23 protein-coding genes and 5 pseudogenes are annotated in these 18,574 nt (G+C 33.5%); 16 read left to right on the top strand and 12 right to left on the bottom strand.

Going from position 1 to position 18,574, the window contains the following annotated elements:
* Nucleotides 1-39: 39 nt before the first annotated feature.
* The 9 genes and pseudogenes from Y7E_RS33380 to Y7E_RS33815 form a co-directional block, all read left to right on the top strand.
* Nucleotides 40-141, top strand: a pseudogene (locus tag Y7E_RS33380) (DNA-binding protein); the annotation flags it as partial.
* 26 nt (nucleotides 142-167) lie between these two features.
* Complete coding sequence (gene ssb / locus Y7E_RS0128270; RefSeq protein WP_017154539.1) at nucleotides 168-662, top strand: single-stranded DNA-binding protein; 495 nt, start codon at nucleotides 168-170, stop codon at nucleotides 660-662.
* A 204-nt stretch (nucleotides 663-866) separates the two neighbouring features.
* Entirely contained in the window at nucleotides 867-1,145 is a 279-nt protein-coding gene (locus tag Y7E_RS0128260; RefSeq protein WP_017154537.1) for an AbrB/MazE/SpoVT family DNA-binding domain-containing protein, read from the top strand.
* A 369-nt stretch (nucleotides 1,146-1,514) separates the two neighbouring features.
* Complete coding sequence (locus Y7E_RS34680; protein WP_422666724.1) at nucleotides 1,515-2,024, top strand: DUF7448 domain-containing protein; 510 nt, start codon at nucleotides 1,515-1,517, stop codon at nucleotides 2,022-2,024.
* A 178-nt stretch (nucleotides 2,025-2,202) separates the two neighbouring features.
* Nucleotides 2,203-2,496, top strand: a complete 294-nt coding sequence (locus Y7E_RS0128250) for a hypothetical protein (RefSeq protein WP_017154148.1) — start codon at nucleotides 2,203-2,205, stop codon at nucleotides 2,494-2,496.
* Nucleotides 2,497-2,531: 35 nt separating this feature from the next.
* Nucleotides 2,532-2,864 (top strand): hypothetical protein, encoded by a 333-nt coding sequence (locus tag Y7E_RS0128245; protein ID WP_017154535.1) that lies wholly within the window; start codon nucleotides 2,532-2,534, stop codon nucleotides 2,862-2,864.
* 212 nt (nucleotides 2,865-3,076) lie between these two features.
* On the top strand, nucleotides 3,077-3,283 hold the full coding sequence (locus Y7E_RS0128240; protein WP_017154534.1) for a hypothetical protein: 207 nt from the start codon (nucleotides 3,077-3,079) through the stop codon (nucleotides 3,281-3,283).
* Nucleotides 3,284-3,285: 2 nt separating this feature from the next.
* Complete coding sequence (locus Y7E_RS31120) at nucleotides 3,286-3,447, top strand: DUF3797 domain-containing protein (RefSeq protein ID WP_017154533.1); 162 nt, start codon at nucleotides 3,286-3,288, stop codon at nucleotides 3,445-3,447.
* A gap of 39 nt (nucleotides 3,448-3,486) precedes the next feature.
* Nucleotides 3,487-3,636, top strand: a complete 150-nt coding sequence (locus Y7E_RS33815; RefSeq protein ID WP_017154532.1) for a hypothetical protein — start codon at nucleotides 3,487-3,489, stop codon at nucleotides 3,634-3,636.
* A 32-nt stretch (nucleotides 3,637-3,668) separates the two neighbouring features.
* On the opposite strand, the gene Y7E_RS0128225 is transcribed toward Y7E_RS33815, so the two are convergent.
* From Y7E_RS0128225 to Y7E_RS0128210, 4 genes are all read right to left on the bottom strand, one after another.
* The gene (locus Y7E_RS0128225) at nucleotides 3,669-4,358 is read right to left on the bottom strand and encodes an IS6 family transposase (protein WP_026049387.1); all 690 of its coding nucleotides are present in this window, start codon (nucleotides 4,356-4,358) and stop codon (nucleotides 3,669-3,671) included.
* 31 nt (nucleotides 4,359-4,389) lie between these two features.
* Nucleotides 4,390-5,163 (bottom strand): alpha/beta fold hydrolase, encoded by a 774-nt coding sequence (locus Y7E_RS0128220; RefSeq protein ID WP_017154530.1) that lies wholly within the window; start codon nucleotides 5,161-5,163, stop codon nucleotides 4,390-4,392.
* Between the two features lie 201 nt (nucleotides 5,164-5,364).
* On the bottom strand, nucleotides 5,365-5,853 hold the full coding sequence (locus Y7E_RS0128215) for a hypothetical protein (RefSeq protein WP_017154529.1): 489 nt from the start codon (nucleotides 5,851-5,853) through the stop codon (nucleotides 5,365-5,367).
* Nucleotides 5,846-6,292 carry a thiol-disulfide oxidoreductase DCC family protein gene (locus Y7E_RS0128210; protein ID WP_017154528.1) on the bottom strand — a complete coding sequence of 149 codons (447 nt, stop codon included), beginning with the start codon at nucleotides 6,290-6,292 and terminating at the stop codon, nucleotides 5,846-5,848. The genes Y7E_RS0128215 and Y7E_RS0128210 overlap by 8 nt, the downstream gene beginning before the upstream one ends.
* 541 nt (nucleotides 6,293-6,833) lie before the next feature.
* On the opposite strand from Y7E_RS0128210, the gene Y7E_RS0128205 reads away from it, so the two are divergent.
* From Y7E_RS0128205 to Y7E_RS0128195, 3 genes are all read left to right on the top strand, one after another.
* Entirely contained in the window at nucleotides 6,834-7,520 is a 687-nt protein-coding gene (locus Y7E_RS0128205) for an IS6 family transposase (protein ID WP_017154527.1), read from the top strand.
* 291 nt (nucleotides 7,521-7,811) lie between these two features.
* Nucleotides 7,812-8,549: a hypothetical protein gene (locus tag Y7E_RS0128200; protein ID WP_017154526.1), complete on the top strand. Its 738-nt coding sequence runs from the start codon at nucleotides 7,812-7,814 to the stop codon at nucleotides 8,547-8,549.
* A gap of 62 nt (nucleotides 8,550-8,611) precedes the next feature.
* Nucleotides 8,612-9,805 (top strand): hypothetical protein, encoded by a 1,194-nt coding sequence (locus tag Y7E_RS0128195; protein WP_017154525.1) that lies wholly within the window; start codon nucleotides 8,612-8,614, stop codon nucleotides 9,803-9,805.
* 325 nt (nucleotides 9,806-10,130) lie between these two features.
* On the opposite strand, the gene Y7E_RS0128190 is transcribed toward Y7E_RS0128195, so the two are convergent.
* Nucleotides 10,131-10,496 carry a hypothetical protein gene (locus Y7E_RS0128190; protein WP_017154524.1) on the bottom strand — a complete coding sequence of 122 codons (366 nt, stop codon included), beginning with the start codon at nucleotides 10,494-10,496 and terminating at the stop codon, nucleotides 10,131-10,133.
* Nucleotides 10,497-10,634: 138 nt separating this feature from the next.
* Here Y7E_RS0128190 and Y7E_RS0128185 point away from each other — a divergent pair, with 138 nt between their 5' ends.
* Both Y7E_RS0128185 and Y7E_RS0128180 read left to right on the top strand, forming a co-directional pair.
* The gene (locus Y7E_RS0128185; RefSeq protein WP_017154523.1) at nucleotides 10,635-11,321 is read left to right on the top strand and encodes an IS6 family transposase; all 687 of its coding nucleotides are present in this window, start codon (nucleotides 10,635-10,637) and stop codon (nucleotides 11,319-11,321) included.
* A gap of 162 nt (nucleotides 11,322-11,483) precedes the next feature.
* Nucleotides 11,484-12,062, top strand: coding sequence for a dienelactone hydrolase family protein (locus Y7E_RS0128180; protein WP_017154522.1), 579 nt, complete (start codon nucleotides 11,484-11,486; stop codon nucleotides 12,060-12,062).
* 344 nt (nucleotides 12,063-12,406) lie between these two features.
* On the opposite strand, the gene Y7E_RS0128175 is transcribed toward Y7E_RS0128180, so the two are convergent.
* The 4 genes and pseudogenes from Y7E_RS0128175 to Y7E_RS30590 form a co-directional block, all read right to left on the bottom strand.
* Entirely contained in the window at nucleotides 12,407-13,129 is a 723-nt protein-coding gene (locus Y7E_RS0128175; RefSeq protein WP_017154521.1) for a ZinT family metal-binding protein, read from the bottom strand.
* 150 nt (nucleotides 13,130-13,279) lie between these two features.
* A pseudogene (locus Y7E_RS30595) lies at nucleotides 13,280-13,987 on the bottom strand (IS6 family transposase).
* Nucleotides 13,988-14,109: 122 nt separating this feature from the next.
* The gene (locus Y7E_RS0128165; RefSeq protein ID WP_026049386.1) at nucleotides 14,110-14,316 is read right to left on the bottom strand and encodes a hypothetical protein; all 207 of its coding nucleotides are present in this window, start codon (nucleotides 14,314-14,316) and stop codon (nucleotides 14,110-14,112) included.
* A 298-nt stretch (nucleotides 14,317-14,614) separates the two neighbouring features.
* Nucleotides 14,615-15,019, bottom strand: a pseudogene (locus Y7E_RS30590) (DDE-type integrase/transposase/recombinase); the annotation flags it as partial.
* A gap of 58 nt (nucleotides 15,020-15,077) precedes the next feature.
* Between Y7E_RS30590 and Y7E_RS30585 the strand changes: the two are divergent.
* Both Y7E_RS30585 and Y7E_RS0128145 read left to right on the top strand, forming a co-directional pair.
* Nucleotides 15,078-15,296 (top strand): annotated as a pseudogene (locus Y7E_RS30585) (IS6 family transposase); the annotation flags it as partial.
* A gap of 85 nt (nucleotides 15,297-15,381) precedes the next feature.
* Nucleotides 15,382-16,089: an IS6 family transposase gene (locus Y7E_RS0128145; protein ID WP_017154514.1), complete on the top strand. Its 708-nt coding sequence runs from the start codon at nucleotides 15,382-15,384 to the stop codon at nucleotides 16,087-16,089.
* A 43-nt stretch (nucleotides 16,090-16,132) separates the two neighbouring features.
* Here Y7E_RS0128145 and Y7E_RS30580 read toward each other — a convergent pair whose 3' ends face one another.
* The 3 genes and pseudogenes from Y7E_RS30580 to Y7E_RS30575 form a co-directional block, all read right to left on the bottom strand.
* Nucleotides 16,133-16,393, bottom strand: coding sequence for a plasmid recombination protein (locus Y7E_RS30580; protein ID WP_017154513.1), 261 nt, complete (start codon nucleotides 16,391-16,393; stop codon nucleotides 16,133-16,135).
* Nucleotides 16,394-16,908: 515 nt separating this feature from the next.
* Nucleotides 16,909-17,190 carry a DUF3986 family protein gene (locus Y7E_RS0128135; RefSeq protein WP_017154512.1) on the bottom strand — a complete coding sequence of 94 codons (282 nt, stop codon included), beginning with the start codon at nucleotides 17,188-17,190 and terminating at the stop codon, nucleotides 16,909-16,911.
* A gap of 20 nt (nucleotides 17,191-17,210) precedes the next feature.
* Nucleotides 17,211-17,807, bottom strand: a pseudogene (locus tag Y7E_RS30575) (hypothetical protein).
* Between the last annotated feature and the right edge of the window lie 767 nt (nucleotides 17,808-18,574).

Below are 18,574 nucleotides of genomic sequence, written 5' to 3'. Positions count from 1 at the left end.
AGGTTATCTTAGTTTAGAAATCTTTGCAACAGAACCGATGAAGGATTAATCAAGTATTTTTTACAACCAGGAGGAAAGCGGAAGGAATGGATCATTAGTCGTCAAGCTATGTATGAATGGTTTGGTGAACCTAAAAAATAAGTTGAATTAAGGGAGGAAATAAATATATGTCTTTAAATCGTGTCATTTTAGTTGGTCGTCTCACAAAGGATCCTGATTTGCGTTACACGCCAAATGGGGTTGCGGTCGCAACATTTACGCTAGCTGTGAATAGACCGTTCACAAACCAGGGACAAAGAGAAGCTGACTTCATTTCAGTGGTTGTTTGGCGTAAACAAGCTGAGAATGTAGCAAACTATCTAAAGAAAGGTAGTTTAGCTGGTGTAGATGGTCGTCTTCAAACACGTAATTATGATGGGCAAGATGGGAAGCGTATATATGTGACAGAAGTTGTTGCTGAGAGCGTACAATTTTTAGAGCCACGTAATAGTGGTGGGGGAGAACGTAATTCATTTAATCAACAGCCAGTAGGAGCTAGTTTTGGCAATCAAGGTTCGAACTCATTTAATCAATCTAGTAATTCTGGATTTAAAAAGAATGATGATCCATTCTCTAATTCAGGTCAACCAATTGATATTTCGGACGACGATTTACCATTCTGACGTTAAGTAGATCTTTGTACAAAAGGAGGAAACAATAGATGGAAGATACAAAGTATTCCTTTTCACAAAGGTGTAAAGAGATTCTTATTATGATTGTAAGCTTTTGGATTATAATGTTTTCAATCTTTGGAGAAAACTTGTTACAATGAAAAGTGACATGGGGTATAAAATATAGAGCTATAGAAAATTTAAGGGAGAGATTTCATGAAATCAACAGGAGTAACTCGAAAATTAGATAATTTAGGACGTATCGTTATACCAATGGAGTTAAGACGCACGCTGGAAATTGAAGAAAAAACACCATTAGAGATTTATGTAGAAGGTGAAAAGATTATCTTGAAAAAGTATGAAGCCCATGGCGTTTGTGCAATAACAGGAGAAGTATCTGATAAGAATATTACTTTAGCAGACGGAAAGATTACGCTAAGTCCGACAGGTGCAGAGCTTATAATAGAGGAATTACAGAAGAATCTTGTAAAATAATTGGCTCCTTTCAAAGGGGCTTTTTCAAGATGCATACAAATAATTTCACGTACCGTATTTATTAATAAATAAAATAAAGATTTTTACCAAGGGATTCTTACCCCTCTTCTGAAGTCGATGTGCCACGATAGTTCTATATGGGGGACGGCAACGATTACTACTTTTAGGGGCCACTCGCCATTTTAAGTTAACAGAACTGGAATTCCGTTAACTTTTCGAGATGAATTTGACAAGATTTGTTTACGGAACACCAATAAACATTGATGAAAATAAGTTTACGGAACATATTTAAAGAAAACGTTCTTGAAGACTACAAATCTAATTACCCTAAAATCATCGTTTTATCATACATTTCAAAGTTTTTTACAAGTGGCCCGAAAAAGAACGAATCGTTGTCGTACCCCTTACAAGATGTATCATGAGCAAGACTGCTGCGAGTCAGTCGGAATTGAAGACATTATCGGGGATTTAGAAGACCTTATTGGCTCACCTATAACAATGGCAGAAGAAATTAGTCAAGATGGTCCAGAAAATGATTGGGGAAGTAGCACATGGACGTTTTATAAATTAGCAACAATCAAAGGATATGTAACGTTGCGTTGGTTAGGTGAATCGAACGGATATTATTCTGAATCAGTTAGTTTTGTACAGGTAGAAGGGGAACTGGAAGAAAACGGAAAGTATTGGATATTAGAATATCACAGATACGGATTCGAATATCAATACGAAGCAGATAGTAAAGAAGAAGCGCTAAGAGTTGGTTGTATGCGAGAAGACGAAGGAGAAATATCGATGCACCGATTACTTGATCCAGATGGAAATGTAGTTATGGAGAAAAAAGAATTGTCTCACTACTACGTTCATGTATGGGAAGGTTAATTTAATACAAAATCCTTATTTGAATAAAAGAAACCCCGTAGATAAACAGGGTTAAGTAAGGGTATAGCCGAGAATGTCAGACTCGACAAATTAATCATAACATGGGTCCTTCGGTGGACAAGTGATTCAAATCACAGAATTAATAAAAAATTATTTTTGTAGAAAGGGAGAATGAGAGATGCGGTATACAAGAGGGAAGCAATTAGCGTTGTATGTGTGTAAAGGAGCTAATGAAGATTACAAACGATTCAAGAAAATGCGTGGAGCTATCGGGAATATGACGATAGAAGAAAATGTAACGTTACCACCATACTGTAATGAGGTCGATCCAACGTTTAGATGGGAAAGGGGTCTGAATGCTAAAAATACGGTTTCAAATCTAATTTTCTTTCGACGAAAAAGTGGAGAGTTAACAGTCATGTTAGCTAAAGAGTCTACACAAAAGTTAATAAAACAGGGATGGATTAAATAAACAAAATCGTTATTTGAGGGAAAGGGAGAATGAAAATGGACGGTAAATTTTTAGGGAAGATTGTGAAAGCTGAATTCGGAACATATAGAGATAGAGATTTTTTAATGGGATTGCAACTCGAATTCCGTTTTGATGGGAATAGCGGGGTTAGTTGTGGTGGTAGACATTTGATTAACATTAGCAGCAATTGCAAATGGGATTCTGAAGAAGAGAAAAATATAGCGTATCAAAGAGTATTAAAAGAACTAGCTTTTGTATTGAAAGAAGCGAAAGTAAATACGGTTTCGGAATTAGTTGGTAAACCAATTGAAATTACTATTGAAGATCAGATGTATAAGACGTTTCGGATATTAACAGAGGTTTTATAACAAAAACGCTATTTAGTACGGTTTCAAGTCTATGAAAAGAGGACCAGCTAAGAATAGCAGGTCCTCTCCAAGATGGCAAAGAGTAAATCTTTCAGTTACTCTTTGTTCATATAATACACGATTATTAATAAGAATTCTAGGTTCTATATATTGAGAAATAAAGTGAAATGATTCTAAACAAACTTCATTTTAGATTAAAGGGGAGTCGAGTAATGAGTGTCATAACAAGTTCAAAAGAATATGCCGTTTACAAAGGTGAATCGCTCATATGTATCGGGACCATGCAGGAATGCGCTCAACATATGGGCGTACTTCCTAAGACAATACTCTTTTATAAAACACCAGCTTATAGAAAGAGAGTGGCTAGCAGAAAGAAAGCTCGTAATTATTTAACTGTTACGGAACTTGAGGAGGATTAATAATGAATGATTGGAAAACTGTAGAACTTATAGATAAGTATGGAAATTGTATGAATTGTGGTAATGACAAGATTGGTGATGGTGAAGGAACCTTAGAAGTTGATGATGATGTATTTAAACGTACTTGTAAGTGTGGATGGAGTGTAGAAGTTAAAGAAGATTAGTATAAAAATTTCATTTTGTACAGAAATGAGGAGATTGAATTGAGGTTTTATAAAGATGATTTGGTAATGGTTATCCATCCTGATTATCCAGAACTTCAGGGATTAGGGAAAGTTACAAAGGCATCTGATGAAATAGCGTTAGTGTGGGTTTATCTATATGTAGATGGTTCTGTTGCGAAGTTTTGTTAAGGTTAAGTGGTGCTAACAAAAAGTTGTACATTTTATGCGATTGTTAGTAGCTCCTGTAATTCATTGTATGTCGAAAAACCGAAGTCTGAGCCAAGACTTCGGTTTCGTTTATATAAAGCATGAATGGTTTCGATGCCTTTCAAGGTACGGGAAGCGTGGCGAAGATTTTGAAATCCTGCGGATTTGGAAAAACGTCGCTTCACATGCCTATGGTCCTGTTCAATGAGATTGTTCAAATGCTTGATTGTACAATGAGTTGTATGTATATAAAAGCCTTGTTCTCTTAATTTGTTAAATGTGCAAAGTAATGCTGGTGCTTTGTCTGTAGTGAGACCCGCTGGTTCTCCAAACGTTTTGACCAATCTTTTCATAAAGGCATAGGCAGCTTGATGATCCCGTTTTTTACGAAGTTGAATATCCAATGTGTGCCCGTCTTTATCAATTGCACGATATAAATAACACCATTTTCCTTTGACTTTTATATAGGTTTCATCTAGTTTCCAAGATAATTGAACGTTTTTATTTTTCTTCTTCCAAATTTGATAGATAAGATTTCTATATTCATGAACCCAGCGCATGATGGTTGTTGGGTGAACCGAAACACCACGCTCTTTCAAGATTTCAGATACATCACGATAGCTTAAAGAAAAACGACAATAGTAGCCGACGGCTACCAAAATAATATCCTTTTTAAACTGTTTTCCTTTAAAATACCCCCATATATCATTCTCCTGCTCACACTTTTTCTACAGGTTATCTCAGTTTAGAAATCTTTGCAACAGAACCCTTTTTAATTTCTTTCAATGTGTCTTTAATAATATCAATAATAACTTGTGGTTGATCAATATGTAGAAGGTGTCCAGCATCTTCTACAATAATGTGTTTTCTTTTCGTTGACAAATGGGTTAAATCTCTTTGAAATAAATTCCAAGCAGCAAAAGATTCAGTTGTGTGGTAGGACTGTAAACCTGCACTGACAACTGTAAGGGGTATGTCTCCTAATGAGTTAGCCTTGCTTATTTGCTCTAAACTATCTTGAATTTCATTTAAAGAACCTTCCACTGAAAATTGATCAAAGTAAATAGATCTCATTTCTTCAGTGAATAATGGTGGCATAATTTTGTTTTGATCTTCATGACAAGAATCTAAAAGAATAACTGCTGCTACTTCTTCTGGATATGTACTAGCGTATAATCTTACGTTAGCTCCCCCTATTGAATGCCCTACAAACATATATGGTGGTTTAATATTTGCATTTTGTAATAGGTTACGCAGATTTTCAACGGACTGTTTACTGTCTTTTGGTCTATCGTCTTTTTCACTTTCTCCTAAACCTGCTCTATCGTAAATAAGGAATTGTGCGAATTTTGAAATCTCGTCTTTAATAGGCTTCCAATAATCAGAAGGGAACCCGTACCCAGATTCAAATACCACTGTAATGTTTTCATTTTGTCTTTCGAAAAATTCGTAATAAAGTCTAATGCCACCGATATCTTGCATCTTCCCTGCTTTAGTAACTTCGTTCATATACATTCCTCCAAATTTATCCATGTTATTTTTCAGTATAAAATAATAATGCGATATGAGCTATATTTTTATTTGGTAATTCATGGAAATTACATTATGTTAACTAAAGGTGTATATGGTATACATATCAGACTTCTTTTTTTATAACAAAATAATAGAAGGCAGAAACCACAAAAGCGATTAACAAAATAACGGGTACAATCATTGCATGTTCACCTTCTCTTTCGTAAGGGTTGTTGGTATAGATTTCTTATATACTTCTGGCGAATCTAAAAACACTCTTTTTAATTTTTTATATTCAAAGAAAAGTAAAGCTATACTCATACCTGTTAGTAAGGTGCTAACAGAACGAGCTGGTATCTCAAAACAAAAGTCAAGAATAGTAATATTTACTGTGATAGGCAAGTAAATAATATTTCCTAAAGTTGCTGTCCTTGGAATTAATAATAATAAAGCAGCTGTTATTTCTCCGAAAGCGATAAAAAGATTATATGTATTTGAATATCCAAAGAAATGCCATGCTAATTGCATTGCTGAATCCTTTGTCGAATCATATGTAAAGTCACCAGTAGAGAATTGACCCGGAAAGATTTTGATAATTCCATAAATCAAGAAGGTTAATGCTAAAGTCCATCTAAATGTAGTGATAATCGTCATTCTAAGCTTTTTTGAAAACGTACTTCTATTCATTGATTTTCCTACTTTCTGTTTGATCTGTAATAAACCTGTTTTGTATCTCTTTACTGGGGATGAGACAACTTTCTTTTTTTCCAAACAAACGATATCGATTTCTTGAAATTAGTCTGTATATGTTATCCCTAAGGGGTTTAGGAATGAGACTGAATAAACATAAGATTTTTACAGGTCCTTTAAGTTGACTTATTATGCGTAAAATGGCTGTGGATTCTATATGTGTTTTATTATGTTCAATTAAAACAATAGAGGCTTTACCTTTCATCTTTATGTTGTAATCCTTAATAATGGAGTCTCCTAGTTCTGATTGAAGAGGTGCAAACTTAAACAGTTTCTTTGGGTCTCTTTTAATAACAAATTGAACCCACCCATTACATAGATTGCAAACACCATCAAAAAGGATAACAAATTGTTTTCTAGTCTCATTTTTGTACATATGTATCCTCTCTTTTGTGTAATTTTTTCCATATCTGATTATAATATAAAAACCAAATAATGGCACCTTACAGTATTGTAAGGTGCCATTATCTAAAGATATCTGTGCCGATAAGTGGGGCTATGGTAACTAAAACAGCACCTAACCGTATTTAAATAAGGTTAGGTGCTGTTTTTAATTACGAACGTTTCTTTTAATAAACCCAAAATTCCTTTTAAGAGGAAAATAATACTTACTACCCAAGTGATTCCTGATAAGGCCAATTGAAGTGAATTCTCCTCTGATACCATAGGGTAATTAGAAAAATTAGGTCCGACTAAAAGATTTATCAGAAAGAATAAACTTAAAGCAAGGGTTAAGAAGTGTGCAATAAACCAGATGATATTTTTTTCTTTATACTTAATGAGCCAATAAATTAGAAGCATTAAAGAAACTATAACTGCAAGGCCGGAACCTGTAATTAAATATCCTCTAAGGTTCTGTTGCAAAGATTTCTAAACTGAGATAACCTGTAGAAAAAGTGTGAGCAGGAGAATGATATATGGGGTATTTTAAAGGAAAACAGTTTAAAAAGGATATTATTTTGGTAGCCGTCGGCTACTATTGTCGTTTTTCTTTAAGCTATCGTGATGTATCTGAAATCTTGAAAGAGCGTGGTGTTTCGGTTCACCCAACAACCATCATGCGCTGGGTTCATGAATATGGAAATCTTATCTATCAAATTTGGAAGAAGAAAAATAAAAACGTTCAATTATCTTGGAAACTAGATGAAACCTATATAAAAGTCAAAGGAAAATGGTGTTATTTATATCGTGCAATTGATAAAGACGGGCACACATTGGATATTCAACTTCGTAAAAAACGGGATCATCAGGCTGCCTATGCCTTTATGAAAAGATTGGTCAAAACGTTTGGAGAACCAGCGGTTCTCACTACAGACAAAGCACCAGCATTACTTTGCACATTTAACAAATTAAGAGAACAAGGCTTTTATATAAATACAACTCATTGTACAATCAAGCATTTGAACAATCTCATTGAACAGGACCATAGGCATGTGAAGCGACGTTTTTCCAAATCCGCAGGATTTCAAAATCTTCGCCACGCTTCCCGTAGCTTGAAAGGCATCGAAACCATTCATGCTCTATATAAACGAAACCGAAGTCTTGGCTCAGACTTCGGTTTTTCGACATACAATGAATTACAGGAGCTACTAACAATCGCATAAAATGTACAACTTTTTGTTAGCACCACTTAACCTTAACAAAACTTCGCAACAGAACCATAGATTCTTTGGTTATAAACTTTATATATATTTTGATAATTGCTTTGGTAAAAAATATTCACTGCTGATTGTCCTATATACATTGCCAAAGGTTGTCTTGAGAAATAATTTTCTTCCGAAAAACACATTTACACATACATTATTTGTAAGATATGATGAGGATGATGTTCCAAATAAATGAATTGTTAGTAAAATATGTATTTTTATTAATAGTTTCAAAAAGGGGGATGTAATATGAAAAAATTACATGCATTAGCATTAACAATGGGTTTAATGACTTCAGCTGTAGTTGTACCTACTGCTACTTTTGCAGAAAGTGATGATTTACCTTATTTGAATGAAATTAAGAAAATGCAACCGGATTTGAGTACATCGGAATTAATATCAAGTATTAATGAAATGGCAAAGAATACAGGAAATACGAAAGAGGCAATTACTAAACAAATTTATAAAGAACTCAAAGCAGATGAAGCTCAAGGTAAAAAAGAAGCAAATAAAAAAATAAACACGTTAGGCGGTAGTGGTGGTACAGTATCTGTAGGTAATAGCAATATGGGCGATTTCTTTTATACTGGTTCATATACTGCATATTTGAATCATGGACATGTTGGTATGTACTATAATTCAAATACAATTGTAGAATCAGTTCCAGGTGATGGAGTACGTACACTTAGTACAACAGCTCGTAAAGTCGATAAAGGCGACGCTGTTGTCAAATCTGTAAATACTACTTGGCAAAACAAAAATGATGCTGCATGGTGGGTGAAAAGTCGTGTAGGTAAAGACGGATATTCTTATAATTTCGCCACGAATAGAACTACTGGTCATTATGGAGCTAAAAATTGTTCAAAACTTATCTGGTCAGCTTACCAGCTTAATGGTGGTTTAGATTTAGACAAAGATGGTGGCGCTGGCGTATATCCACGAGATGTTCGTGATGCGAAACAGACATCAGTAGTTCGAAATATCTAATAGAAAGAAGTGCAACGAATCCATTTGTTGCACTTCTTCTTGTAAGAAAGGAATATATCATAATGAAAAAACTACTATTTGTTATTTTAGGTGTAATTGTGATTACAATATTAGTCTATTTTTTCTTTTTCAGTAACTCAAATGTGGATTTGATATCTGAGGAAGATATTCAAAAAAAAGATTTTTTGAAGGATAAACAAGCTGTGGTATATCTTTCTTCTACAGCTGATCAAGACATGGATGGTAAGGGTATTAGTTATGCAGTGTTTATTAATAAGAATGGGAAAGCAAGTGGTTATAAAATGAATGGTTTAGAGCTTGGTGGTATAGGAGTATCAGAAAATAAAAAAGAACTTTTATTAGAAAGTAAGGATAAGCTTAAAATTGTAGGAGAGAACTTTAAAGAGTTTAAGATGAAATACCAACATACAGGAGATTACAGAGCATATTTAAAAAACAGCGACTTGTTTGTAAACATCTATAATTCTGGTAGTAATCCTGATACCGGAGGATATGATTCAAATGTTGTATATGGTAATAAAAAAGGTATTCATAAAGGAAATATCCCACATTATCTTATGAGCTCTGGAGTGGATGAAGAAACTATTTTGGTCATAACTCAAGATATAGACAAAAAAGAATATAGTCTAAAAAAGGTAACATTTAATGATTTAAAGATGAAGCTTGAAGATGTTACAGAAATTAGTTTAGATAAAAATATGTCATATTCTAGTTATTCTTCTATTTTAAGTGATGAAAATTTTTATTATACGGTTTTAGTTGAAAATGATAATACGATTAAAGGAAAAGTTTATTTGTTACGTATCGATAAAACGACATTAAAACAAGAATTAATTTTGTTGTCTTCCGAAGAGGATACTACAGCTTCAATACCTTTTACAAAAAACAATTCCGCATATCTACATAACAATGAATTATATTTTATAAATGGATTAGGTAACGTTATTACGTTTAATACACAGACAAATATAGTAAATACTAAGTTTAAGATTGACTATCATGTAACAGATGGTGTTAGATACAATGAGCAAACCTTCTTCAAGGGCGATCAACTATATGTCTTACGGTATGATAAAAATCGAAAAGATAAATATTATATAGAAATTTATTCTTTAAAAAATGGCAAGAAAATTAAAGAAAGTGAAGTTATAGGTATGGAAGAAATTGTTAACTCTGTCCGGGGAGGAAAGTCAATTCATGCTTATGACTTTAAAGTGTTCGGTTCAAAAAATTAAATAAGTAATCTAATATAAACTCCTTTTAATTATGTTTCGTTCAAAATCATTTCATATAAATAAACTAGTTCTGTTGCAAAGTTTGAAAAAAGTATACACAGGTTGGTAAATGAAGAACAATGTTTAGGAAGTAGCTGTAAAGTGATAATAAAGTTATTTAATTTCGATATAAAAATATAAGAGCCTTACTACATTTTTTGTAGTAAAGCTCTTTAAAGTTGTTTAATTTTTATCCATTTAAATGTATTGGTACTCAAAAATCAATAATAAAGTGGTTTAATTCTTATTGAACTAAAGCACCCGTTACTCTATTTAGTTGGATAAGTTATTTATAAGAAAGATTGTCAATCACTTGAATAGCTAGTTTCAACGCTTTTATTCTTCTTTCTAAAAGCGTTCTTTGGGGACTAACAGCCTTTGACTTAACATAAATATTCTCAATTGATGGAAGTAAACCCATAAGAACACTGCGAGCTTCTGTTAAATCTTCCTGGTTGTAATGATGGGGTCTTTGATTCCAAACGTTTTCTAGCATTGCTAAGCCGATGCAAACAGCTTTGAGTCGTTTCTTTACTAAGGTAGTATTTGCGCCTTTCTGAGTCATCTGTGACAAGACATTTTCGAGTTTACTGATTGTCGATTGTAAAGATTTTATTGATTCCAATTTCTCTACATTTGATATGTTTTCCATGTTAGTACTGTCCCTTCTACGTTTCTGAATTATTTTGCTTGATACTTGATAAAATCGTTAAGAACCTGATTTCGGTTCTGTTGCAAAGTTTTCTAAATGAGGCTACACTCTAGAAAAAAAGAATAAGGAGAATTACAAATGCGATACTTTAAAGGAAAACAGTTCAAGAAGGATATGATTTTAATAGCCGTGGGCCACTATTGTCGTTTTTCTTTAAGCTATCGCGATGTATCTGAAATCCTAAGAGAACGTGGTGTCGCCGTTCATCCTACAACCATTATGCGCTGGGTTCATGAGTATGGAAATTTAATCTACCAAATTTGGAAAAAGAAAAATAAGCATGTACAACGATCGTGGAAGTTGGATGAGACTTATATAAAAGTTAAAGGTGAATGGTGTTATCTCTATCGTGCAATCGATAAAGAGGGGAATACATTAGAGTTTCAACTTCGTAAAAAACGAGATCATCAAGCGGCATATGCTTTTATGAAAAGATTAGTGAAAATATTTGGAGAACCAGCGGTTCTCACTACAGACAGAGCACCGGCATTACTTTGCGCATTTAACAAATTAAGAAAACAAGGATTTTATCAAACTACAATCCATTGTACAATCAAACATTTGAATAATCTCATAGAACAGGATCATAGGCATGTAAAGAGACGTTTTGCCAAATCCGCAGGATTTCAAAATCTTCGTCATGCTTCACGTACGATAAAAGGTATCGAGACTATTCATGCCCTATATAAACAAAGACGAAGTCTTCAAAGAGACTCCGCCTTTTCAACGTACAATGAACTTCAACAATTACTAGCTACTTCCTAAACATTGTTCCTCATTTACCAACCTGTTTATGCTTTTTTCAAACTTTGCAACAGAACCCATTATTGGGTATTTATTCTAATGTTTTTGATGCATAATAAAAATTACGATATCACGATGTTTTATTAGTACAATAAAGGGCAGAAAGGGAGTGTAACTTTACTAATGGAGTTAAAACAAAATGTTGAAAAATGTGTGATTTTACTTCACGAAATTTATGGAATCAATCAACATATTCGATATTATGCAGATTATTTTTTTCAAAATGGCTATGATGTATATATACCAAATCTATTAGGAAAAGATGTACCATATTCTTATGAAAATGAAGAAGTAGCCTATCATAATTTTAGTCAAAATATTGGATTTGATGCTGTGCTTCAACAAACAAAGAAACTCATACGTGATGTTGAACAGTCTTATAATAAAATTCAGATTGTTGGTTTTAGTATAGGGGCAACTGTTGGTTGGCTATGTAGTGATGAGCCATCAATTCAAAAGGTAATTGGTTTTTATGGTTCTCGTATTAGACAATATATAGAAATTGAACCAAAAGCTGAAGTTATTTTATTGTATGGCGATAAAGAAAAGTCCTTTGAACCAAAAGAATTGAAAAAAGTGTTAGAACAAAAAAGTAATGTGTTTATTGAAATTGTAGAAGCAGAGCATGGTTTTGCAGATCCTTTTTCTAGTAAGTATCAAGAAGAAATAACAAAACAAATTATTGAACGTTATTTATTATAAATGAGGGCTATGTTGAACGATGCGCTTTCCGAAATGAAACAACTTATTATTCATTTAAATGAAAAGACTGCAACAAATAAAACTTATTTTTTATCAACTTTAAAACCACCTACTAAATTAACTTGTAGGTGGTTTTTGCATCTCTAAGTATATAATTAAACAACTTTAATATCTTTTCACAAAATGTTTAATTATTTTTGCGCTCCTTATTCCATTAAAGTATTTGTTAATCTGAGAGAATATTTTTTATGGTTAACTTTTTGAGTATTAAACAGTGTGATTCTGGATTGATAACCTTTGAGTTTTACATATTTGTGAAAGAAATATTCATCGTGACTCCTAATTTAATGCTCCATCATCTCATGGGCAATATCATGTCCATCCATTTTTGATGGATAGTAGGTAGGCCAGTGTATGACTTCATCCAATAAAGCTTTACGGTCGTCACCCCAATACAGGTGGTAATGACTAGCTTTATTTGGATAGATACTATGATCACTAAATTGAATATACTGAGGAACTCCTTCAGCTTTTTCTGCTAGTTTAAATATGTATCTTACACCTCTATTTCCCGCATCATATGTCAGAATTTCGTACCCATCATAGATATACTTACCAGAATATTCTTCTCCATTTTTGAAAAACGTTACAATATTCCCTTGAATCACAATACGGTTAACATCTGTTTGATACCCTTCATTATAATACTCCTTATATTCTTTAGCTGTCATTTTACCTGTATGTTTCGCTTTATACGCAAATACCTCATCAAGCGTTCCATCTTGTAAATATGGATATACAGATTGCCAGTCTCCTTCCCAATCGGAGAGTGATCGTTCTTTCACTTGGCTGTCTTCAAAATATCCTTCATAAATTTTTTTTGTTTCTTCATCATGTGCATGACTATGATCGTGCTCATGGCCGTGATCGTGTTTGCTTTCATGTGTGTGACTTTCAGATGCTTTATTAGACTCGCCTTCGGATGAACTTGAAGTCTGACAGCCTACTAATACTAGTAGTGAACTAATAGTTAATATGCCTACCCTCTTTACAAATGAAATCTTCATTAATAACACTCCTTAATTTAAATCGTAATCATTACGATTTAAATTATACATATATCTTGTGTAAACATCAAAGGAAAAATACCCCAATATCACTGAAGGTTTTGGTGCAAAAAAAGAATAAAATGCATATATTCCTAACAGAATTGTATCTTATACTGCAAGTTCAAACAATTGATAGATAAATTCTTTTTGTTTTTGGACAGACTGGTCCCCTAAATCACTCTGTTCCTTTTTAATCATATGCATGGCTTCTACTCCAGAAAGAATGGTTGTAGCTGTGTCAAAAGATTTGAACCCTAGCATAGAACGGATTCGCTTTTTTATAAAGCGATGATCTTGCTCAACTATGTTATTTAAGTACTTTTATTGTCTAAGTTGCATACCGTCAGGTATGCTTTTCTCTTTTTTCAACTGTTCAATTGCTATAGGATAAGCTGGATTCTTATCGACTGTTATGACACGAGGCTGCGAAACATGAAAAGACCGCAAAGCTTTCTTGAAAAAGTGCTTTGCAGCCTTCTGATCTCTTGTTTTACTTAGGCAAAAATCGATTGTGTTTCCTTTCGAATCAACAGCACGGTACAGATACATCCATTGCCCTTTAACCTTGATATATGTTTCATCGACTCTCCAAGAGTCATTGGTTTGCTTGAGGTGACGACGAATTCGTTTGTCCAATTCAGGACCATACTGATGACCCCAACGCATAAACGTTGTGTGAGCAATGGATACCCCTCTTTCCTCCATCATTTCCACCAGGTTACGGAAGCTCAAATTGTACCGTAGGTACCACCTTACTGTTAATAAGATTAGTTCAGGCTGATAATGCTTCCATTTGAACAAATTTTCCTTTTCCATACTGATTACACACCTTTTTTAGAGTAATAGTATCAGTATGTCCAAGTTTAGGAGATTACTTGCAAGAGCTTTAGAGTTGTTGCACCAGAACCAGAAAAAGCCTTGTTATAAACAAGACCTTTTCACACTATTTTATATCTACTATCCTCTGAAACACATAAATTGGCCGTATCAATTCTTACATGACATTTCCCGAATCGTCGTTTAACTTCTGATTTCAATTTCTCGTTTGCTTCCTCTAAAGAACGTGCTGGAATAATCGCGGATTGTAAATCTCTTACCTTGCCACCATACATTACAGAAAAATCAATTTCATACCGATGTATCATGGTTTCCCTCACTTCCTCTCTTTTGAAATCACTTTCTACTCGACCAAAAGATAAATGTTCATACATAATCAAATATATGAAATATTTTCTAAAAAGTTGTCCATTTTCCTCTTGTTTCTTCAAAAAAACATATGAACCCCCTAACAAGATGGATAAGAAACAAAACCTCACTTAACACCGAATGTATTAGGATGTTCAATAAAACCCATTACAAACAAATCTGAAAAGTCATTTTCTGGTTCTGGTGCAAAAATGTTAGTTAGAAACATAGAGTAGCAATTTCCTCTACATTTCTATCTTATGAAGCTAAGCCAAACAATTTATGAATCAATTCTTTCTGGTTTTGGACAGACTTGTCCGGTAAAACAAGTTGCCCCTTTTTCATCATATGCATGGCTTCAACACCACTCAATATAGAGATTGCTATTTTAAATGATTTTAATCCTAACATAAAACGAACTCGCCTTTTAATAAACCGGTGGTCTTGTTCTACTATATTATTGAGATATTTAACTTGCCTTAGTTGTATGCCTTCAGGCATATGTTTCTCTTCTTTCAACTCTTGAATCGCTACAGGATAGGCAGGGTTCTTATCTACTGTTATTACACGAGGTTTAGAAACATACGAAAAAGCCAAGGCTTTCTTGAAAAAGCGCTTGGCTGCTTTTTTATCTCTTGATGTACTTAGATAAAAAGTTGCTGTTGCAAAGTTTTCTAAGCGAAATTAAAATGTAAGAAAAATGATTCGAAGAGCATGATGCATGAAATATTTTAAAGGAAAACAGTTCAAGAAAGATATTATTTTGGTAGCCGTCGGCTACTATTGTCGTTTTTCTTTAAGTTATCGCGATGTATCTGAACTTTTGAGAGAACGTGGAATATCGGTTCACCCTACAACCATCATGCGTTGGGTTCATGAATATGGAGATTTGATTTATCAAATCTGGAAGAAGAAAAATAAATTAGCACATTTCGGGTTCTGGTGCAAAAACTTTAATATACGTGTAAGTAATCTCTAAAACTTGGACATACTGATTCTATTACTCTAGAAAAGGTGTGATCGGTATGGAAAAGGAACATGTATTCAAGTGGAAACATTATCAGCCTGATGTTATCTTATTAACGGTAAGATGGTACCTACGGTACAACCTCAGTTTTCGTGATTTAGTCGAAATGATGGAGGAACGAGGCTTATCCATTGCTCATACAACGATTATGCGTTGGGTTCACCAATATGGTCCTGAGTTAGATAAGAGAGTTCGTCGTCATCTTAAGAAAACGAATGATTCTTGGCGAGTAGACGAGACGTATATTAAGGTCAAAGGAAAGTGGATGTATTTATATCGTGCAGTTGATTCAGAAGGAAACACCATTGATTTCTATCTAAGCAAAACAAGAAATCACAAGGCTGCAAAGCGTTTCTTCAAGAAAGCTTTGCAGTCTTTTCATGTTTCACAGCCTCGTGTGATAACCATCGATAGGAATCCCGCCTATCCTGTAGCAATTGAAGAGTTGAAGAATGAAAAAAAGATGCCTGTAGGCATCCAAATAAGGCGAGTGAAATATCTCAATAACATCGTGGAACAAGATCATCGATTTATTAAAAAGCGAGTACGTTCGATGTTAGGATTCAAAACATTTCGTACAGCCACTTACATACTGAGTGGCATAGAAGCGATGCATATGATGAAAAAGAAGCAACTTCATCAAGGGGTAAAGTCTGCCCAAAATCAAAAAGATTTCATTGATAAATTGTTTGGTATCGCATCATAATCTGTAATTTAGTAGGAAATTCAGGTCCTACTTTTTTAAAAATTTATTTTTGCACCAGAACCGTCGCATGTTTAATATCTTTTGTTGTTCCTCTTTCTAGCTTATAACCATATTCATTCATACGTTGATGATATCTATCTTGCAAACTCGCTAAGTCTTCTTTTGTTTCAATAAACTTCTTGCGACTAGAGCGTGCCCTGCGGGACTCTTCAGCTACCGCTGAGCACGGCTTGCCGTGCCAAAGAAAAATCTTGGGCTTTGCCCAACCCCACTGGGGAAATCTTCCCCAGACCCCATCTAACAAACTCCCCCAACCCCCTCATTTTTTGAGGGGGCTCCCTCGCCGGTAGGCAGGATCAAACGGGTACCGTTTGACAACCACAAGAGGGTCTGGGACAGTAAGTCTGTCAACTCCTTAATGCTCCTTCATTTCGCTTCCGCTCCATTCTGTCCGCTTACCGTTGACAGACACGCTACAACTACCTCTAATTGTTTGTAAGGTAACTCTATAACAAAAGAATCTCACACTCTATCTATCCACCTTAAGATACTTTAGTATTTCTAGAAATAATATATAAGATTAATACAAAAATAAATAATGAGATACTAACTATGCTAGTTACTGTCTCGTTATTTACTGTATAATTTACAATAGTAATAACAAACAAACAAAGAGCACCTATTAATGCTAACTTCTCTTTTATAAATTTAAGCATAAAAACCCCTCAAATTCCCGAAAGAAATCCCACAGGGCAAAACCGCCCTATGGGACTACCTCCCTCATGGTAAAGAAACTTTCGCGGCATAATCGCTTCTACATTAAATAATATTATTAGTTTTCAACCACTTTTCAAAAATTAATCTAGATTGTTCTTCAGTAGTATCTTTATCGTCTAATGAATATATTTTTCTACCGTAACCAGCCAAATATTTACCTAATTTATGTTTCCTAGCATATTCATACAAAAAACCAGCTTCATACTCTTCAATGAACACATCCCAAATGAGCTTATCTGTTTTTTTATATGCAATAACTTCTAAATCGTATCCATCTTCATAATAGCCTATATGCATATGTTGTTGTGTTTCATAGTTACACATAATATTAATTAATATCTCCTCTACCAAATAATATGATGATCTTTTAAATTTGGTGGAACATGATAATGTAAATATGGACCTTTATTATGTACTGGACCATAATCTAATCTAAATATCACTTGTTTAGTAGCCTTAGATCTAACTTGAATAATTCTTGTTCCCGATGGACCATCAAGAATATATTTACTTGGTGCGTTTAATGCTTTTTGCACATAAGGTCTTGCTATTTTCCAACCTTTATCTGCAGCTGTTCTTCCCACTTTTGAAGTTAAAACCCTTAATGCCCCAATAACAAGAGCAGGTAATACTTCTTCTTTAACCACCAATTCACCCGTAAAAGGATTTTTTTCAATAACATATTCAACTCTTGGTTTACTTAATTCCTCTTCTAATTGTAAAAACACAGGATCATTTACTAGAAAATCGTATTCTTTCTCAAATCCTTCAGAATCAAAATTAGAAACATCAACATTAGATAAATCAATACCACCATCTTCTTCAGGAACATATTCCTCAACAACTGTATCATTATCTCATTCAACAGTTGCATCAACGAATGATGGCAACGTAAAACTAAACAATAATATAAAAGAAAGTATTCCCGCTATAATCCTTATTTTCATTTACTATTCTCCCTCCTGTATAAATGGTATATAGACAGATATAAAATAATTTATATACTGCTCCTCATATATAAATATTATAAAATATACAATTTTTAAACAAGTGTGTTAATTATTGTCATTTTCCGCTATGCTTAATTTAGATAAAGACGAAAGTTAACAAAGTTTAAATTAAATCAAATTGTTAATTAATTGGGTTGAAAAGAAGTTAAAATCCTGCTGAAAAATAATTACTAAAAGGAGTAACGTCACATGCTCATCAACTTAAGAATTCAGAATTACCCCAAAACAAAAAAGAGTCCTGAATTAATAGGACTCTTTTTTTTTATGAAATGAAAGTAAACTTTTGAATATTAGTTTACATTCATTTCATTGATTTTATTGATCTTATCTCACATCACACATTTTCTCTAAAATTTTCAACAAAAGTATACATTCAAAATCTGATGAATAAAGAAATTAAAATACCTATAATTAAAAAAGAAAAAGCTAGATTCATACTAGCTTTTTTTACATAATTTTTGTTATTAGAAACAAAGTTAGCTAAAAGTTTTTAAAAACTAAATTTAGTACCACAAATAGAACAATTATGGTAACAACGATACATGATTCTATGGTGTACTTTTTACTTTCTTTTGCTAGTTGTACTTTCTCTCTATATTTCTCTTGTATTTCTTTTTTTTTTATCTTTTGATTTCATATGCACTCCTTAAGAAATGATTGCTCTATAGTAACCCCCTCATTCGGAGAGAGATTCCAAG

The sequence above is a fragment of the Bacillus bingmayongensis genome (assembly GCF_000299035.1).
In the GTDB taxonomy this organism is placed as follows: Bacteria; Bacillota; Bacilli; order Bacillales; family Bacillaceae_G; genus Bacillus_A; species Bacillus_A bingmayongensis.
This window is presented reverse-complemented; position numbering and strand designations above follow the sequence as displayed.

Coding starts and splice junctions, on each gene's coding strand:
- ssb (WP_017154539.1), top strand. CDS start 168: ATGTCTTTAAATCGTGTCATTTTAGTTGGTCGTCTCACAAAGGATCCT.
- Y7E_RS0128260 (WP_017154537.1), top strand. CDS start 867: ATGAAATCAACAGGAGTAACTCGAAAATTAGATAATTTAGGACGTATC.
- Y7E_RS0128250 (WP_017154148.1), top strand. CDS start 2,203: ATGCGGTATACAAGAGGGAAGCAATTAGCGTTGTATGTGTGTAAAGGA.
- Y7E_RS0128245 (WP_017154535.1), top strand. CDS start 2,532: ATGGACGGTAAATTTTTAGGGAAGATTGTGAAAGCTGAATTCGGAACA.
- Y7E_RS0128240 (WP_017154534.1), top strand. CDS start 3,077: ATGAGTGTCATAACAAGTTCAAAAGAATATGCCGTTTACAAAGGTGAA.
- Y7E_RS31120 (WP_017154533.1), top strand. CDS start 3,286: ATGAATGATTGGAAAACTGTAGAACTTATAGATAAGTATGGAAATTGT.
- Y7E_RS0128220 (WP_017154530.1), bottom strand. CDS start 5,163: ATGAACGAAGTTACTAAAGCAGGGAAGATGCAAGATATCGGTGGCATT.
- Y7E_RS0128215 (WP_017154529.1), bottom strand. CDS start 5,853: ATGAATAGAAGTACGTTTTCAAAAAAGCTTAGAATGACGATTATCACT.
- Y7E_RS0128210 (WP_017154528.1), bottom strand. CDS start 6,292: ATGTACAAAAATGAGACTAGAAAACAATTTGTTATCCTTTTTGATGGT.
- Y7E_RS0128205 (WP_017154527.1), top strand. CDS start 6,834: ATGGGGTATTTTAAAGGAAAACAGTTTAAAAAGGATATTATTTTGGTA.
- Y7E_RS0128200 (WP_017154526.1), top strand. CDS start 7,812: ATGAAAAAATTACATGCATTAGCATTAACAATGGGTTTAATGACTTCA.
- Y7E_RS0128195 (WP_017154525.1), top strand. CDS start 8,612: ATGAAAAAACTACTATTTGTTATTTTAGGTGTAATTGTGATTACAATA.
- Y7E_RS0128190 (WP_017154524.1), bottom strand. CDS start 10,496: ATGGAAAACATATCAAATGTAGAGAAATTGGAATCAATAAAATCTTTA.
- Y7E_RS0128185 (WP_017154523.1), top strand. CDS start 10,635: ATGCGATACTTTAAAGGAAAACAGTTCAAGAAGGATATGATTTTAATA.
- Y7E_RS0128180 (WP_017154522.1), top strand. CDS start 11,484: ATGGAGTTAAAACAAAATGTTGAAAAATGTGTGATTTTACTTCACGAA.
- Y7E_RS0128175 (WP_017154521.1), bottom strand. CDS start 13,129: ATGAAGATTTCATTTGTAAAGAGGGTAGGCATATTAACTATTAGTTCA.
- Y7E_RS0128165 (WP_026049386.1), bottom strand. CDS start 14,316: ATGATACATCGGTATGAAATTGATTTTTCTGTAATGTATGGTGGCAAG.
- Y7E_RS0128145 (WP_017154514.1), top strand. CDS start 15,382: ATGGAAAAGGAACATGTATTCAAGTGGAAACATTATCAGCCTGATGTT.
- Y7E_RS0128135 (WP_017154512.1), bottom strand. CDS start 17,190: ATGTGTAACTATGAAACACAACAACATATGCATATAGGCTATTATGAA.